Raw genomic sequence first — 16392 nt, 5'->3', positions numbered from 1 at the left:
TCAGGGCTGCCGGGTGAGCCACAGGTGGTCGGTCGAGTCCGGTGCCGCACCCGGCGCCGCGATCGCCGCGCCGGTCTGCAGCACCAGGTCGAACGCCTCGGCACGGATCCGCCGGTCGGTGTAGAGGAGCACCACCGCGCCCGCGCTGAACGGCGCCGTGACGATCTGGCCGACCGCGCTGCCGACGGCGACGAGCACCAGCGCGATCAGGGTCGTTGCGGTGGATTCCGAACCCATCAGCATGAGTTGGCCGGTGAGGCTGAACGGAATCGACACCGCCCCCGCGATCACCCCTGCGACAAGCGTCGCCAGCAGCCGGATCCCCAACACGCGCCAGAAGTCACCCTTCACCAGCCGCACGGACCGGCTGATCGACGGAAAGACACCGAGGCGTTCCAGCACGATCAGCGGCGGAGCGAAACTGAGCACCGTCCACAGATAGACGAGCAGCGCAATCAATCCGAGCCCGAGGGGGATGGCCAGGACGAAGGCCGCGGCGCCACTGAACTGAACGACGATGGCGACGACGAACACCACGATGAACACCGGGACTGCCACCGCGAGCAGCCACAACAGCATGTAGCCGAACAACGGGAGCAGTCGCCCGCGGACACGCTGCCATGCCTCGCCGATCGTGATTCCTGCGCCGAACACCGCCCTTCCCACGATGACCGTGAGCATGCCGCTGAGCACGATCGACGACAGCAGCGTGGTGACGGTGCTGGCGATGCTGGAGGCCGACGAGCCAAGCAGCGCAGCCGTCGACGCTTCCTCTCCGCGCAGCATGCCGAGTTCGCCCATCGCGGCCAGCGGGCCGATCTGCAGAACCAGCCCGATCAGCTGGGCGACCACCACCACGACCGTCGTCAGCCCGAGCGTCGCCTTGGGGTTGGTCCGGATATAGGAGAACGCGCCGTTGAGGATGTCGGTGAGGGTCAGCGGCCGAAGCGGGATGACGCCCGGCTTGATTGCGGGCGGCATCGGCGGAGGCGGGCCGTAGCCGGGTGGTGGATAGCCCGGCGGTGGGTAGCCGGGATAGCCGGGCGGTGGATAGCCCTGGTAGCCGGGCGGCGGGTACGGCTGATAGCCGGGGGGCGGGTAGCCCTGGTAGCCGGGCGGTGGGTAGCCGGGCGGCGGGTACCCAGGGTTGCTCATGGCCACCATCCTGTCGATCACCGGGAAAATTGACAACGTGGACCGCGGCGGGCCATCGGCCGGTCCTTCGCCGCCGCTACGGTGGCCGCATGCCGACCGAGATCACCGTCCGAGGAACGTTTAGCGCGTTCCAGTCTCCCGAACGCGGGACCGTCCACGCCACCATCGCGTACGAGGGGCCGGCGATGGAGCCGGTGTACGACCGGGTGGCCCGCGATCTGGAGGCCGTCAAGGCATCGGTCACCCCGCTGAAGACAGGCGACCACGGGCCCGTGACGTGGTGGTCGGCACAGCAATTGCGCACCTGGTCGAACAGGCCGTGGAACAAAGACGGGATACAGCTTCCGCTCGTGCACTACGCGAGGGTCGGAATCGAGGTGAAGTTCCGCGACTTCTCGTCGCTGTCGCGCTGGGTCGGCCAGCACGTCACGAACACCGAAGGCTTCAAGATCTCCCACGTCGAGTGGACCCTGACGTCGAAGAGGCGAACGGAGTTGCAGCGGCAGGCTCACACCAGGGCGGTCGAAGACGCCGTCGTCCGTGCTCAGCTGTATGCCGACGCGCTCGGGCTCGGCAAGATCGCGCCGGTCGCCATTGCAGACGCCGGAATGTTGGGCCCGAATCTGCATCCGGAAAGGGGCGGGGGAGCCGCCTACATGCGTGTGGGCGCCGCAGACGGCGGCGGGTCAGACGTCGAACTGATACCGGCGGACATCGAGGTTTCGGCGACCGTCGATGCGCGGTTCATCGGTGAGGACGGGCATCCGACGGCGTAGCGTCGGCGTCATGGCGGAACTCAAGGACCGGCTGCGTGCAGATCTGACAAGTGCGATGAAATCGCAGGACAAGCTGCGCACCGCAACGCTGCGAATGCTGTTGTCGGCGATCCAGGCCGAGGAGACGTCAGGCAAGCAGTCGCGCGAACTGTCCGACGACGACGTGCTCAAGGTGCTGGCACGGGAAGCGAAGAAGCGCGGCGAGTCGGCGGAGATCTATACCCAGAACGGCCGTGGCGAACTGGCGGCCAATGAGCACGCCGAGGCCCGAGTCATCGACGAGTATCTGCCAACGCCGTTGACCGAAGCAGAACTGGCCGACGTGGTGGACACGGCAATCGCTGCGGTCTCCGAGGAGAACGGCGAAGCGCCGGGCATGAAACAGATGGGCCAGGTGATGAAGGCCGCGACGGCGATCGCCGCAGGCAAGGCCGACGGGGCGCGCCTCTCGGCCGCGGTCAAAGCTCGCCTGTAGCCGTTTTCGCCGTCTGGCACCCGGGTAACCAGACGCCATGACGCGTTTTGGCTACACCCTGATGACCGAACAGAGCGGACCCAAACAGCTTGTCGACTACGCCGTTTCGGCGGAGCGTGTCGGGTTCGACTTCGAAGTCTCCAGCGACCACTACTTCCCGTGGCTCTCGTCGCAGGGCCATGCCCCCTACGCGTGGTCGGTGCTCGGCGCGGTTGCGCACGCCACCGAGCGTGTCGAGCTGTTCACCTACGTCACCTGCCCGACGATCCGCTACCACCCCGCCGTCGTGGCGCAGAAAGCGGCAACCCTTCAAATTCTGGCCGACGGCCGGTTCACCCTCGGCGTCGGCAGCGGTGAGAACCTCAACGAGCACGTCGTCGGGAAGGGCTGGCCCACGGTGGCTCGACGCCAGGAGATGCTCCAAGAAGCGATTCAGATCATGCGCGAGCTGTTCACCGGTGAGCTGGTCGACTGGAAAGGCGAGTACTTCGAGGTCGACTCGGCCCGCCTCTGGGATGTCCCTGACGCGGGCGTGCCGATCGCGGCGGCGGTGTCAGGAGACCGCTCGGTGGAGAAGTTCGCGCTGCTGGCCGACCACCTGATCGCCGTCGAACCGAACAAGGAATTGGTGGACTCCTGGCATGACGCGCGTCGCGCGACCGGCCTGCCCGGCGATGTCAGGGTGATCGGTCAGATACCGGTCTGCTGGGATCCCGACCGCGATGCGGCGATAGCTCGTGCTCATGATCAATTCCGTTGGTTCGCAGGCGGATGGGCGGTCAACTCCGACCTGCCGACCACTGCCGGATTCGACGGAGCGACGCAGTTCGTCAGGCCCGAGGACGTCACCGACTCCATCCCGTGCGGCCCGGATCTGGACGCGATCGTCGACGCCGTCCGCGAGTACTGGGAGGCCGGCTTCACCGACATCGCGTTGGTGCAGATCGGCGACGAGTCCCAGGATCTGTTTTTCAAAGAGGCGGCGGAACCGCTGCTGGACAAGCTGCGCACCGCATCGCAGTAGCAGGAGGTTGAGATGACGCGCGGACAAGGAATCTACGACGACGAAAGCGCCGACGAGCCGAAGGGCGGCAGGCCAGGCCCGAAGGACGAAGGGCGCGAGGGCGGCATGGCGACTCGCGAGAACACGCCCGATGTCGCCGAGGTCGGCGACGAGCCGACGGCCTGAGGCGGAGCAAACACGTAGGCCCGGTTTAACGGTGTCGAGATCGGGAATTTACATGCCCGATTTGTCCGCACACATCCGGAGGGTCGACCTTGACCACTGCCTACAACGACTGGGAAGCGCCGGTCGTCGCCGAGGGCGTCTACGCGCCGCAAGAAGACTCCCAGCTGCTGATCGACATGATGGACAAAACCGGTTTGGCGCGACGTCGCCGGGTCGCGGACCTGTGTACAGGCAGTGGCGTCGTCGCGATAGCGGCGGCCAATCAGGGTGCCACGGCGGTGGACGCGTTTGACATCAGTCCGCGCGCGGTACATTTTGCCCGCCAACAGGTTTCGGCAGCGTGCGTCGACGTCTCAGCGCATCTCGGCTCATGGGCACGCGCGGCGGAGTTCGGCCCATATGATCTTGTGGTCTGCAATCCGCCCTACATTCCGCACGACCCGGGCATTGAAGAACTCGATCTGCCGTCACATGTCGGACCGCCAAGAGCGTGGGATGCCGGCTGTGACGGCAGGCTCGTGCTCGACCCACTGTGCGCGTCGGTGCGCGACCTGCTCGCCGACGGCGGCACGATGCTGCTGGTGCATTCCGAGTTCTCGAACCCCCGAAAGACATTGGCTGCGCTCGCCGGCAGCGGCCTCGACGCCGAAATCCTGGCTTCTCAATGGATTCCGTTCGGCCCGGTGCTGTCAGCGCGGGCGCAATGGCTCGAAGACACCGGCAGGCTCGATTCCGGTCGGCGCGAAGAGGAGCTGGTTGTGATCAGAGCGGACAAGGCGGGAGGCGACCATGAGCGATGATGTCCGGATCGTGCGGGTGGTGCCATCCGGACCCGTGATGGTGCAGGGGCCGGTGCGCATCGAAATGCCCGACGGCAGCGTCGTCGATTCCGACCGCTTCATGGTGGCGATCTGCGCGTGCCGACGGTCGAAGAGCTACCCGTTGTGCGATACCAGCCACCGCAGGCGGCAGCGAAGCGACGACCCGTCAGCTCAGCGGCCTGCGTAACGACGACCGGCCATCGGCCCAGCACCCCATCATGTGGGCGGCAAGCCGGTCCTCGACCAAATCCCTTGCCCTGATCCCGAATACCACATCGCGATCCAGGTGCGGTTCGGCTGCCACCAGGTCGGCGACCACGTCGACGCGAACCACCTGCTCGTGCACGGCGTCGGCTTCGACGTGCTCGGCGTAGAAATGGACGCAGGCATCGGGGGCATCCATCCGCTGCAGTGCCTCGACCAGCCGGCGTGATCCGGGCGGCGAGGTGATCTCCGTCGCCGCGAAATGTCCGATGGCGGCAGCGCGCAGCTCCCGGTGCAACCCGAACATCGACATCAGGTTGACCACGGCCAGAGATTCGGCGGGGACGGCGTCGAGGTAACCCAGATACGACGCATCCAGCCCTGCGGCGTCCATCAGGTCGGCGAACAGCTGCTGGTGCACCCGGTCGCCGTGACCGCCGCCGTACTCGTCGAACTCGATGGCGACGAACGACGCCTTCGCCTGGCCGGTGAGCCGGGGAATGACCCAGGCGTGCGGATCGCCCTCCTTGAGGTGATAAAGCGAGCGGTGCGCGAAGTACTCCCGCATCTGCTCCCAGGTGCCTTCGTCGCGCAGGTAGTAGGACGGGCCGGTGCCGTCGACCGGCTCGACGCAGAGGGCGTCCATCTCGGCTTCGGCGTGCTCGTCGGCTGCGATCTCGCCGACGTCGAGCCTGACCGCTTCGAGGAAGACATCTTCGAGCTGGGACCGCAGCGCCAGCAGCTCCGGGTTCCACTCCCAGCGGGGGTCGACCCCCGCGAACCCGCGGTAGTGCATCTCGTAGCAGATATACAACGCCAGGTGCAGGTCGAGCCCGTAAGGGTCGACCTCCGCGACCGGCAGGGCGACAAGACTGAATGCCCGCTGTGGCGGACGGCAGGCCAGCAGGTCAAGGACGGTCGACGAAAGCGGCCCCGTCGCCGAGGGCAGTGCGGGTTCGAGCTTGGGTGATGCCAGTGTCACAGAGCCCTGATGCCCACCGCCGACGCCTGTCAAACCGGAGCTTCTTAACTCAGCAGCCGGATCACCTGTTGCAGCGGTTCCGAGGACGTCCCGATCTCGCCGATGAACGGGTGTGAGAGTTCAAGAACGAGGAATACGTTGGCGGCCACCAACACGCCCAGAATCGCAACCATCGTGTAGTGGGTGGCGGGTTTCTCGACGCCGTAGATGATGGCGCACCCCACGAGCAGCCCGCTGGTCAGCCAAATGACCGCCCACAGTGACCAGGGTGGCCCGACGTCTGTGCGCGCCTGGAGTACCCGTTGCGTGCGGGCCTGGCTGAGGGTGTCGAGGCTGCTGAAAGAGGCGGCAAGCAAAGTCTTTTGGGTGTCGGTGCGCGCTTGGACGCCGTCATAGGCGGAATAGAGACGCGACAATGCGTCATCGGCCTCGGGATAAGAACCGCCGTTGGCGGCCTCGCGCCACTCGACCAACGCGGCCTGCTCGTATTCGAGCAGAGCTTTGCGAATTCGGTCGTTGTCAGGCTGCTCGAACACCGACGCGTCCCTGACCAGCTGCACACCCGCCGCTCCTTCGGTCCGCGCCCTACCGTCGGCATCGCCGATCTGTCCCCACATTGCCGATACAACGAAACCGACGAAGAACGCGAACACGAACCCGATCACCCCGAACGCAAACCTGATGACATCGTTGTGCTCTTCACCCTTGAGGTTGGTGAACTTGCGGCGCACGAATATCTGTATGACGACCGCGCCGCCCGCCACGACGGCGATGACTCCCAGCAACAGCAACCAGGACGGGAGGTTGCTCACCAACCACTGACTCACGCTTGCTCTCCTACCTTCGGGCCCATTGGCGCGCTGCGTTTGGCACGAATCGCCACCAGTCCTCCTCCGATCACCAGGGCCATGCCGAGATACGAGGACAGCGTCGGTGCATGCTGCCAGACGATCCAGTCGATGAGTGCGGTGAACACGATGACGGAGTAGATGAACGGGCCGACCTTTTCCGCCGACGCGTACCGGTAGGCCACCACGATGAGGGCTTGGGAGAACAACTGCGCAAAACCGAGGGCGATCAACCAACCCCAGGCCTGCGAGGTGAATGGGTGCCAGTCGAAAACCGCGATGGGGACCGACATCACGGTCGAGAGCAAGAAGTAGTAGAAGAGGACTCTGGTCGTTGGTTCGGTGGCCCCGAGCCAGCGGACCGACATCATGGCGACGGCAAGGAAGAGGGCGCCTGAGAGCGCGGACAGCTCGCCGAGGCTGAAGCTGTGTCCTTGCGGTTGAAGCACGAGGATCACCCCGGCGAAGCCGATGCCCGCGCCGATCCAGGTCAGTCTGGATACCCGTTGGCGGGTGACGAGCCAGGCGATGAGAGGCATCCACAGCGGTGCGCTGTAGGTCAGAAGTGTCGCGTTGGACAGCGGAATCTGCGTGATCGCGAAGAACAGGGCATACCAGCACGCGGTGCCCATTGTCGCGCGTAGGATGTGCAGGCCGATCTTGTCGGTCCGTAGCGATGACCAGCCGCCCCGTAGCGCCACCGGAAGTATGAACAACAAGCAGATCAAGTTCTGGGACAGCAGCAGCACTCCGGTCGAGGTGTACTGGCCCGACACCTTCGCAAGGGTGCCGACCAACGCGACGCAGAAGAATGCTGCGGTGGTGAGAGCCGCTGCCAGGCCGAGGTTTTCGGGTCGGTGACCCACGCCGGTGTTGGTGGTCACCACGCCACTCACTTGGCCGCCTGTTCGAGTGCGGCCTTGACGTCCGCCTGGGTTTCCGCCAGGAAGGCCGCGAATTCCTCACCGGTCATGAACGTGGTGGTGAACTGGCTTCGCTCCGCGATCTGCTTCCAGGTGGTCGTGTTCACCATCTGGCCGAGTGCGTTCTGCCAGTACGCGACGGCGAACTGCGGCATGTCCGGGGGCCCGTAGAGGCCCCGCCAGTTCGCGAGGGTGACGTCGAATCCCTGTTCTCTCGCGGTCGGAGCGTCGAGGCCGGGGAGCCGCTTCTCGGAGAGCACACCGAGCGCCCTGAGGTCTCCTGACTTCAGTGCATCGATGAACTCGCTGACACCGCCGAGCGCGACGCTGATATCGCCGCTGCGAAGCGCCGCGCGCTGGTCACCGCCACCCTCGACGGGGCTGTAGCTGACGGACGACGGATCGCCACCCGCCGCCGAAACAAGCAGGTCAAACGGGGCCTCGTCGTCATGAGCGGCACCGACTTTGACGCGGGCAGGGTCGGACTTGACCGCGGTCAACACGTCCCCGAGGTTCTCGAACGGGGCGCCGGGCGCGGTGACGACGACGAAGTACTCCGTCATCAGACGGGCGATCATGGTGACGTCGTCGTAGCCGTAATTCGACTTGCCGCGCAGTTCGTTCATCATCATCGACAGGGACGTGACCGAGACTTGATCGTCGGCGCCCTTGTACTGCTCCACCATGGTCGCCAGAAAATCCGCTCCGCTGCCGCCCGGCCGATTCTGCACCGGCAGTGGCACTTTGACGATCTCCTCTTTCTGCAACGCTTCGACGACCGAGCGGATCGTGATGTCGAATCCACTGCCCGGGTTGGCTCCCGCCGTCATCGTCACCGGCCCAGAGGGATAGCCTTCTCCGTCTGGCGCCTGGTCGGTGCTCTGGCAGCCGGTCAGGATGAGCGAGGCAGCCAGCACGGCGCCGAGTACGGTTTTGATCATCGTGAGATGCTGGTTGTCGGTGCGGGTTTGGCGACTTCGGCTGTGCGTGCATTCATTCGATTGGTCTCGCGTTCCAGGATGCCGTTGAGCTTGCGGGGTGCGACAACGTCGAGTGCGCGTAGCGCGAGTGCCTTGCGGGGCGCGATGCGGATCGGTCTGGTCTTGGCCGCGGTCACCATCCAGTCGGCGGCCTCATCCGCGGTGAGTGCCGCCACACCGGTGTATGCGCGGGTGGGCGCGATCATCGGCGTGGCAACCAACGGGTAATACACGGTCGTCGAGTGCACGCCCTGGTTGCCCCACTCGGTGTCGATGACACGGCTGACGGCGCTCAACGCCGCCTTGGATGCGTTGTAGGCGGCGAACATTGGGGATGATTCCGGTAGCACACGCCAGGTGGCGACGTTGATGATGTGTCCGTCGCCGCGCTCGATCATGCCTGGGGCCACGCCGCGAATGAGTCGCAGCGGAGCGTAGTAGTTCAGCTGCATGACTCGTTCGATGTCATGCCAGCGTGCCAAAGAGTCAGCAAGCGGCCTGCGTATCGACCTCGCCGCGTTGTTGATCAACACGTCGACCGGGCCGACTGCCTGTACCAAATCGTCGACCTGCTCGAGGTCGGAAAGGTCGGCTCCGCGGAAGGTAGCGTGCCCGCCGGCCGCGATGATGCGGTCAACGACGTCTGACAGCAGGGCCTCGCGACGCGCAACGCAGATGACGGTTGCGCCTTCGGCGGCGAGCTTCTGCGCGGCGACCGCTCCGATTCCCGAAGACGCACCGGTAAGCAGGATCCGTCTGCCGCGTAGATCGACGGTTGCGCGCGCAGACCATCGCGGCATTGGCCGCATTCCGGCCAGCCGCATAGCTCTCTTGATGTTCGGTAACACTGCCATCCACCCCTAATCGTTCGGGCGATTGCTGTAGCAGCGGCCCGGCCGAGCAGCCAGCTCGAAATTCGGCTTGCTAAGCCTAGATGACTGTCGGTGCTTCACGCAGATAATCAGCTATTTTGCAGTGCCTGACAGAATTTGCGTGAATGCACCTGGCGCCATCGCAGCGGACCGGCGATCGGTTCGCCACGGAGACGTCAATTTGACTTCCGCAGCGGTGGTCACTGATGGCTCTGTGAGGGGTCTGGACCCAAACTGTTTCCTCGGGCGGCGCGACGAGCACTCTCGCGGTCGGGGTGGCGGGATTCGAACCCACGACCTCTTCGTCCCGAACAACATCACCAGCGGGTTTGGCAATGAGGGACTGGCTGCGGATTGCGATCACCCCCTTGACAGTCGCATCGCTGGCGCTATGCGGGCGAAACGACTTCCACTCGCAGGCTTCGAAGTTCACTTGCAACGAACTTCGCGAGCAGTCCGTCTCGTCCGGGAGCGTTGCTGCGCATAGTCGTCAGAAGTGCGTAAGGCCAAGCAGGAAGAACACCGCGCTATGGAAAGCGTCGACATCAGAGAACACGTCGCCACGGTTGCGGGCACGCACGATTTCACCGGCGAGTAAAACGATGGTGGGGTGGTCGGTCCACTCGTCGTCTTCTGGCCGCGTCGGCGAGAAGTACAGGCCGATTTCATCGCGGAAAAGTGCACTGCCCCAGCGATCTTCGAGATCGACGACGAGTGTGACGATCTCGTGCTGCCGACGCGCGACGCGCACTGACCGAGGCCCGCAACCGTGGAACCGGCGGGCTGTGCCTGACGTTCGGAGCGAACGCCGACGAAGACTCGCTGGAACGACTGTTCGGAACAGCAGCGCACGCAACAGTTTTCAATCACACGCAACTGGTGCATGCAGTCGGTGCACTAGTCCATTCGGCTCTGCGATCAGCCGACGTTCGCCGACGAGCGGCGTGACCACGTCACAGACCACACCAGCACCCGTCAACCAAGTAGAAGGAAACAGATGACCGCCGTCGACACCGACCACTCCGTGACCGATCCGACGACGCCACCAACCCAGCGGCCCTTCTACGCGCCGACCGGCAACGAAGAGCAGTTCTTCAAAGCCGTCTATCGGCAAGGTTTGTCCGTCGTCCTCAAAGGACCAACCGGTTGCGGGAAGACGCGTTTCGTCGAAGCGATGGCCCATGACCTGAATCGACCGTTGATCACCGTGTCGTGCCACGACGATCTCACTACCGCCGACCTCGTGGGCCGCTTCCACCTACGTGGCGGTGAAACCGAGTGGGTCGACGGCCCGCTCACCCGCGCTGTCCGCGAAGGAGCGATCTGCTACCTCGACGAGGTGGTGGAAGCCCGGCAGGACACCATCGTCGTGCTGCACCCCCTCGCCGATCACCGGCGACAACTGCCCATCGAACGACTGGGGGTCACGCTCAATGCAGCGGAAGGCTTCGGGCTCGTCGTGTCGTACAACCCCGGCTATCAAAGCGTTCTGAAAGACCTCAAAGACTCGACCCGCCAACGGATGGTCGCCATCGAGTTCGGCTTCCCCACACCCGAAATAGAAGAGCAGATCCTTAACGGGGAAGCCGGCATCTCCCCCGATGTCGCCGCGACCCTCGTCCGGTTCAGCCAGGCGATACGACGACTGGAAACCCCAGGGCTACGTGAGGTCGCGTCGACCCGCGTGCTGATCGCCGCAGGGCGACTCATCGCCGAAGGGCTCACTCCGCGCGACGCTGCGAAGATCGCCATTGCCGCACCCCTCAGCGACGACCCGAGCGTGCAGGCCGGCCTGATGAAGATGATCGAGGTCTACGTCGCAGGTGAGGCCGGAGCCTCCACGCAGCCCTGGACGCCATCGGGCACACCGCCGCGTCTCTTGCGACAAGCGGAGGAGCGAATCCGAAGGCAGTGCAGACGATGCTTGGGCATCAGTCGGCAGTGCTGATGATGGACACCTAGGCGACAGAAAAAGACCCCGACCAGAATTCCTGGTCAGGGCCCCTCGGCTGCACTTTCGCGGTCGGGGTGGCGGGATTCGAACCCACGACCTCTTCGTCCCGAACGAAGCGCGCTACCAAGCTGCGCCACACCCCGCGTGAAGCCTCGACAGCGTATCGCACCGGTCAGGTGTGCCGCCAAATCGATAATCCGCGGACGAATGTGGGCGAAGTCACGATTTAGCGACTCAGGTCACGCCACGCCGCGGGATGGATCTTGATTGTCGGTGTCGTTATGCACAATGACGGCAAGTAGCCGCATATCGGTCGAAACGAGGCGTGAAATGACTGGGTTGGGAGCCTCCATCTATGTGGGTTTCTTCGCCCTGGCTGCGCTGTGGCTGTTCCTCACCTCCGACGGTCCCCTCACCAGGGACTCCGACGGTCAGGGCCAGCGGCCGGATCGCTCGAACTCCGCAAGCACGCCGGCGGCAGTCGAGGGGTCAAGCCCAGCGTTGTCCAGCCACTCGTCACTGAAATAGGTGTCGGCGTAGCGATCGCCGCTGTCGGCGATCAGCGTGACCACCGACCCGCTGCGCCCCTCGGCGACCATTTCGGCCAGCAAGTAGAACGCTCCCCACAGATTCGTTCCTGTCGACGGGCCCACCCGGCGACCCAGCACCTCGCTGACGTGACGCGAGGCGGCGATCGACGCCGCGTCAGCAACCGTCAGCATGCGGTCGACCACATCGGGCAGGAACGACGGTTCGACGCGCGGCCGCCCGATTCCCTCGATCCGCGACGACCTACCGGTGACAACGTCGTCGCGGCATTGTGCATACGACGGGAAAAACGCCGAGTTCTCCGGGTCGACGACACACAGCCGGGTGGGGTAGCGGCGGTACCGGATGTAGCGGCCGATTGTCGCGCTCGTTCCGCCGGTGCCCGCGCCGACGACGACCCATTCCGGAATCGGATGTGCCTCCAGGCCCATCTGCACGAAGATCGACTCGGCGATGTTGTTGTTGCCGCGCCAGTCGGTGGCCCGCTCGGCGTTGGTGAACTGATCCAGGTAGTGTCCGCCGGTCTCTTCAGCCAACCGTTCGGCTTCGGCGTACATCTGAGAAGATTCCGCCACGAAATGGCAACGGCCGCCCTGTGATTCGATGAGTGCGATCTTCGATGCACTTGTCGTCGACGGCATCACCGCAATGAACGGGACGCCAAGCAGCGCCGCGAAATAGGCTTCGGAAACCGCCGTCGAGCCCGACGACGCCTCGATGACCGTCGTGTGTTCGCCGATCCATCCGTTGCACAACGCGTAGAGGAACAGCGAGCGCGCCAGTCGATGCTTGAGGCTGCCGGTGATGTGGGTGGACTCGTCCTTCAGGTAAAGGGCGACGTCGACGCCGTCACACCAGGCCGACGGAAGCGGATACCGCAGCAGGTGGGTGTCCGCGCTGCGCCGGGAGTCAGCCTCGATCAGCCGAACCGCATTGTCCACCCACTCGCGTGGTTGGCTGCGAGTCGCGCTCGATGGCGCGTCGGTCACCGTACCGAGGCTGTCGGATGGGATTGCCCCACCCGAGCGTCGGCGTCACGACCGCCGGTTGGCGTCGCCACCAGGGTCAGCAGCGTCGCCTCGGGCCTGCAGCAGAACCGCAGCGGAGCGAACGGCGAGGTGCCGATGCCCGCCGAGACATGCAGCGCGGTACCGGCGCCCCAGCGCGACGCCCCCTTGGCCCGCGACCGGTCAAGGTCGCAGTTGGTGACGATGGCGCCGTAGAACGGAAGGCAGAGCTGGCCGCCGTGAGTGTGGCCGGCCATCACCAGCTGGTAGCCGTCGGCGGCGAACCGGTCCAGCACGCGCGGCTCAGGCGAATGCGTCAGGCCGAGCCGAAGGTTCGCGGTCGGGTCGGCGAGACCCGCGATGGTCTCGTAACGGTCGCGCTTGAGGTGCGGGTCGTCGACGCCCGCCGCGGCGATCCGCAGCCCGGCCACCTCGATGTCGCGGCGGGTGTGCGTCATGTCGAGCCAGCCGCGTTCGGTGAATGCCGCCCGCAGGTCCTGCCACGGCAGCGGCTGGCCGTAGGACCGGTGCGACGGTTTGGTCAGGTAGTTGGCCGGGTTCTTCAGCCGTGGCCCGAAGTAGTCGTTGCTGCCGAACACGAAAACGCCGGGCACCGAGAGCAGGTCGCCCAGTGTCTGCACAACGGCGGGCACCGCCCTGGGGTGAGCCAGGTTGTCGCCGGTGTTGACCACCAGATCCGGCTGCAGGCCGGCCAGCTCACGCAGCCAAGCCTGCTTGCGCTTCTGGTCGGGCCGCATGTGGATGTCGCTGATGTGCAGCACCCGCAACGGCGTCGACCCCGGGGTCAGCACGGGCATGGTGATCTCGCGGGTCACGAACGCATTCCGCTCGATGAGCGACGCGTAGCCGATGCCGGCAACGAGCGAGCCGGCGGCCACAGCAGCGGTTTTCTTCAGGGTCGAAGCGGCAGGCATGCTTGGCAGCCTACTGCCAAGCGCGTGCCCGCACCGCTCCTCACCCGCGGTCAGCGACCCAGGCCACACCGTTTACGGAGGTGGTGGCGGCGCAGGCGGTGGCGGGCCGAGCACAGGAACGGTGATCGGCGGCAGGCCGGGGATCTCGACGACCGTCGAGCCCGCGATCGGCGGCAGACCAGGGATGGCGCCCTCCGGCGGTGGTGGCGGTGGCGGCGGGATGCCATTGCTGATCTGGATGGTGATGATCGAGCCAGGCACGGTCTGCCCCGACGGCGATGTCCCGACCACAGTGCCCTGCGAGGAGGTGCTGTTGACCGGGTTGGCCTGGTCGGCGACCTGGAAGCCGGCCTCCTTCAGCCGCATCCGCGCCAGGTCCTGAGACATCCCTGACACGCTTGGCACCTTCGAGCCAGGCGCGCCGTCCACATAGCGGGGGTCGGTGGGTGGCAAGCTGACGTCGCCGAAGTTGTTGGCGATCGGCTTCATCGCCCCAAACCAGGTGCGGGCCGGCTCGTTTCCGCCGAACAGGTTGCCGTTGCCGCCGCACTGGCGCAGCGGGTACGAGCACAACGCGCCGGGCGCGGTGGAGTCGTCGTAAATGTAGTTGGCGGCCGCGTACTGATTGGTGAACCCGAGGAAGCCCGCCGAGCGGCTGGCTTCGGTGGTCCCCGTCTTGCCGGACATCGGGAGATCCCAGCCGACGGAGCCTGCGGCGCCCGCCGCTGTGCCCGATCCGGTGTCGTCCTTGCTCATCGCGTTGGCCAGCGTGTTGGCCAGACCTTCCGGGACGGCCTGCTCACACGCCTCGGTGGTGACAGACACTTCGGTGCCGTTGCGGTCGAATACCTTGTCGATCGGGTTCGGCGGGCACCAGACGCCGCCGGATGCCAGCGTCGCGGCCACGTTCGACAGTTCGAGCGCGTTCACCTCGATCGGCCCGAGCGTGAACGAGCCGAGGTTTTGCCGCTTGACGAAGTCGGCCAGGCTTTCGTTGCTTTCCGGGTCGTAGTCGCGGGCGGTGCCGGGCAGCGCGTATGACCGCAGGCCCAGCTTGACCGCCATGTCCACCGTGCGCTGCACCCCAACCTGCGAGATGAGCTTGGCGAACGCGGTGTTCGGTGAGGTGGCCAGGGCGTCGGTGACGCTCATCGATCCGCGGTAGTTTCCGGCGTTCTGCACACACCAGGTCGCGGGTGGGCAACCCTTCGCTCCGCCGCTGCCAAGACCCTTGGCCTCGAAGCGGCTCGGCGCGTCCAGTTGGGCGTTGATGCCCATGCCCATATCCATCGCAGCGGCAACTGTGAACACCTTGAAGATCGAACCAGCGCCGTCACCGACGAGTGAAAACGGTTGGGGCTGCATGGTTTCGCCGGCGTCGATGTTCAACCCGTAGGTGCGGTTGCTTGCCATCGCGAGCACCTGATGGGATTCCTTGCCCGGCTTGATCACGCTCATCACGCTGGCGATGCCGTCGATGTCCGGGCTTGCTATGTCGTTGACCGCCGACTTGATCGGGCCCTGAACGTCGGGGTCCAGCGTCGTCTTGATCAGGTATCCGCCCCGCGAGACCTGCTCCTTGCTGATGCCAGCGCGCGCCAGGTAGTCGAGCACGTAGTCACAGAAGAAGGCCCGATCACCCGCTGCGATGCAGCCGCGGGGCAGTTCCTGAGGCTGGGGCAAGATGCCGAGCGGCTGCTCCTTGGCGGCGCGCAGCGCATCGGCCTCCTGAGGGATGTTCTCGATCATGGTGTCGAGGACGACGTTGCGGCGTTCCAGAGCGCCGTCGGGGTTCGTATACGGGTTCAACGTGCTTGTCGACTGCACCATGCCGGCCAGCAGCGCGGACTGCTGCCAGTTCAGCTCCGACGCATTGACACCGAAGTACGTCTGGGCCGCGTCTTGGATGCCGAACGCGTTGTTGCCGAACGACACCAGGTTCAGGTAGCGGGTGAGGATCTCCGGCTTGGTGAACGTCTTGTCCAGCGTCAGCGCCATCCGGATCTCCCGCAGCTTGCGGGCAGGTGTGGTCTCGATGGCGGCGCGCTTCTCCGCATCGGTCTGCGCGATCACCAGCAGCTGGTAGTTCTTCACGTACTGCTGCTCGAGGGTGGAGCCGCCGCGGGTGTCGATGTTGCCCGACATATAGCCCGAGAGGCCCGTCAGGGTGCCCTTCCAGTCGACGCCGTTGTGCTCGGCAAACCGTTTGTCCTCGATGGAGACGATGGCGAGCTTCATCGTGTTGGCGATCTGGTCGCTTGGCACTTCGAACCGGCGCTGTGAATACAGCCACGCGATGACGTTGCCTTTGGCGTCCACCATCGTCGAAACTCCGGGCACCTCGCCCTCGACGAGTTGAGCCGAGCCGTTAGCAACCACATCGGAGGCCCGGTTCGACATCAATCCGAACCCGCCGACGACCGGAAACATCAAACCCGCGGCTACCACGCTGGCCAACAGGCAACACCATGCCAGCTTGATGACCGTGACCGTCGCCGGCGGTCGATTCGGCTGGCGCTCCGGCATGCCCTACAGAGTAACTAGATCGCCGCGTTGCCTAACGCCGCGCGGCCAGATTGCCAGCATAAATGGCGATACGCCCAGGATCGTGTTTGCGCTGCGCGGCATGTCTGGACGGTTGTCCCAAAAAAGGGGCAAACAAACTGTTGCGTAAATACCCTGTGACCACCTAGCTTGTACCTACAGTGCGATTCAGGTAACA

Annotated in this window: 17 protein-coding genes, 1 tRNA gene and 1 pseudogene; 8 read left to right on the top strand and 11 right to left on the bottom strand. The window is 65.2% G+C overall.

All coding sequences use genetic code 11. The features are described 5' to 3' along the window. Positions 1-1164 carry a DUF7847 domain-containing protein gene (locus D6M19_RS23690; protein WP_123027714.1) on the bottom strand — a complete coding sequence of 388 codons (1164 nt, stop codon included), beginning with the start codon at positions 1162-1164 and terminating at the stop codon, positions 1-3. Positions 1165-1244: 80 nt separating this feature from the next. Here D6M19_RS23690 and D6M19_RS23685 point away from each other — a divergent pair, with 80 nt between their 5' ends. The 6 genes from D6M19_RS23685 to D6M19_RS23665 all read left to right on the top strand — a co-directional run bounded on the left by D6M19_RS23685 (position 1245) and on the right by D6M19_RS23665 (position 4603). Beyond that, positions 1245-1931 (top strand): SIMPL domain-containing protein, encoded by a 687-nt coding sequence (locus D6M19_RS23685; protein WP_123027713.1) that lies wholly within the window; start codon positions 1245-1247, stop codon positions 1929-1931. Between the two features lie 10 nt (positions 1932-1941). Beyond that, entirely contained in the window at positions 1942-2406 is a 465-nt protein-coding gene (locus D6M19_RS23680) for a GatB/YqeY domain-containing protein (RefSeq protein WP_123027712.1), read from the top strand. A 37-nt stretch (positions 2407-2443) separates the two neighbouring features. Then, a complete protein-coding gene (locus tag D6M19_RS23675) occupies positions 2444-3430 on the top strand; it encodes an LLM class F420-dependent oxidoreductase (protein WP_123027711.1) in 987 nt (328 codons plus the stop codon). 12 nt (positions 3431-3442) lie between these two features. Next, positions 3443-3595, top strand: a complete 153-nt coding sequence (locus D6M19_RS34360; RefSeq protein WP_164478656.1) for a hypothetical protein — start codon at positions 3443-3445, stop codon at positions 3593-3595. A gap of 89 nt (positions 3596-3684) precedes the next feature. After that, entirely contained in the window at positions 3685-4395 is a 711-nt protein-coding gene (locus D6M19_RS23670; RefSeq protein WP_123027710.1) for a class I SAM-dependent methyltransferase, read from the top strand. Then, entirely contained in the window at positions 4385-4603 is a 219-nt protein-coding gene (locus tag D6M19_RS23665) for a CDGSH iron-sulfur domain-containing protein (RefSeq protein WP_123027709.1), read from the top strand. Before D6M19_RS23670 ends, D6M19_RS23665 begins: the two co-directional genes overlap by 11 nt. On the opposite strand, the gene D6M19_RS23660 is transcribed toward D6M19_RS23665, so the two are convergent. The 6 genes from D6M19_RS23660 to D6M19_RS23635 all read right to left on the bottom strand — a co-directional run bounded on the left by D6M19_RS23660 (position 4583) and on the right by D6M19_RS23635 (position 9976). Continuing rightward, complete coding sequence (locus tag D6M19_RS23660; RefSeq protein ID WP_123027708.1) at positions 4583-5602, bottom strand: iron-containing redox enzyme family protein; 1020 nt, start codon at positions 5600-5602, stop codon at positions 4583-4585. The genes D6M19_RS23665 and D6M19_RS23660 overlap by 21 nt on opposite strands. Positions 5603-5646: 44 nt before the next feature. Beyond that, the gene (locus D6M19_RS23655) at positions 5647-6429 is read right to left on the bottom strand and encodes a bestrophin-like domain (RefSeq protein ID WP_206428617.1); all 783 of its coding nucleotides are present in this window, start codon (positions 6427-6429) and stop codon (positions 5647-5649) included. Next, complete coding sequence (locus D6M19_RS23650; RefSeq protein WP_206428616.1) at positions 6426-7334, bottom strand: DMT family transporter; 909 nt, start codon at positions 7332-7334, stop codon at positions 6426-6428. The genes D6M19_RS23655 and D6M19_RS23650 overlap by 4 nt, the downstream gene beginning before the upstream one ends. 8 nt (positions 7335-7342) lie before the next feature. Further along, positions 7343-8314: a tripartite tricarboxylate transporter substrate binding protein gene (locus D6M19_RS23645; protein WP_123027707.1), complete on the bottom strand. Its 972-nt coding sequence runs from the start codon at positions 8312-8314 to the stop codon at positions 7343-7345. Beyond that, entirely contained in the window at positions 8311-9207 is an 897-nt protein-coding gene (locus D6M19_RS23640) for an SDR family oxidoreductase (RefSeq protein ID WP_206428615.1), read from the bottom strand. Before D6M19_RS23640 ends, D6M19_RS23645 begins: the two co-directional genes overlap by 4 nt. 508 nt (positions 9208-9715) lie before the next feature. Then, positions 9716-9976, bottom strand: a complete 261-nt coding sequence (locus D6M19_RS23635) for a hypothetical protein (protein ID WP_123027706.1) — start codon at positions 9974-9976, stop codon at positions 9716-9718. On the opposite strand from D6M19_RS23635, the pseudogene D6M19_RS34925 reads away from it, so the two are divergent. Together D6M19_RS34925 and D6M19_RS23630 are read left to right on the top strand one after the other, a co-directional pair. Further along, positions 9955-10173, top strand: a pseudogene (locus tag D6M19_RS34925) (nitric oxide reductase activation protein); the annotation flags it as partial. The gene D6M19_RS23635 and the pseudogene D6M19_RS34925 overlap by 22 nt on opposite strands. A 49-nt stretch (positions 10174-10222) precedes the next feature. Further along, positions 10223-11173, top strand: a complete 951-nt coding sequence (locus D6M19_RS23630) for a CbbQ/NirQ/NorQ/GpvN family protein (RefSeq protein ID WP_123027705.1) — start codon at positions 10223-10225, stop codon at positions 11171-11173. Positions 11174-11248: 75 nt separating this feature from the next. Here D6M19_RS23630 and D6M19_RS23625 read toward each other — a convergent pair. The 4 genes from D6M19_RS23625 to ponA2 all read right to left on the bottom strand — a co-directional run bounded on the left by D6M19_RS23625 (position 11249) and on the right by ponA2 (position 16196). Next, positions 11249-11322 (bottom strand) — tRNA-Pro (locus D6M19_RS23625). A gap of 288 nt (positions 11323-11610) precedes the next feature. Next, the gene (gene cds1 / locus D6M19_RS23615; protein ID WP_206428614.1) at positions 11611-12717 is read right to left on the bottom strand and encodes an L-cysteine desulfhydrase Cds1; all 1107 of its coding nucleotides are present in this window, start codon (positions 12715-12717) and stop codon (positions 11611-11613) included. Beyond that, on the bottom strand, positions 12714-13670 hold the full coding sequence (locus D6M19_RS23610; protein WP_123027702.1) for a metallophosphoesterase: 957 nt from the start codon (positions 13668-13670) through the stop codon (positions 12714-12716). Before D6M19_RS23610 ends, cds1 begins: the two co-directional genes overlap by 4 nt. 72 nt (positions 13671-13742) lie before the next feature. Next, complete coding sequence (gene ponA2 / locus D6M19_RS23605; RefSeq protein WP_123027701.1) at positions 13743-16196, bottom strand: transglycosylase/D,D-transpeptidase PonA2; 2454 nt, start codon at positions 16194-16196, stop codon at positions 13743-13745. Between the last annotated feature and the right edge of the window lie 196 nt (positions 16197-16392).

This window comes from Mycolicibacterium stellerae, assembly GCF_003719305.1.
Taxonomy (GTDB): Bacteria; Actinomycetota; Actinomycetes; order Mycobacteriales; family Mycobacteriaceae; genus Mycobacterium; species Mycobacterium stellerae.
The sequence above is the reverse complement of the archived record's forward strand: the minus strand, read 5'-3'. Positions and strand labels throughout refer to the sequence as shown.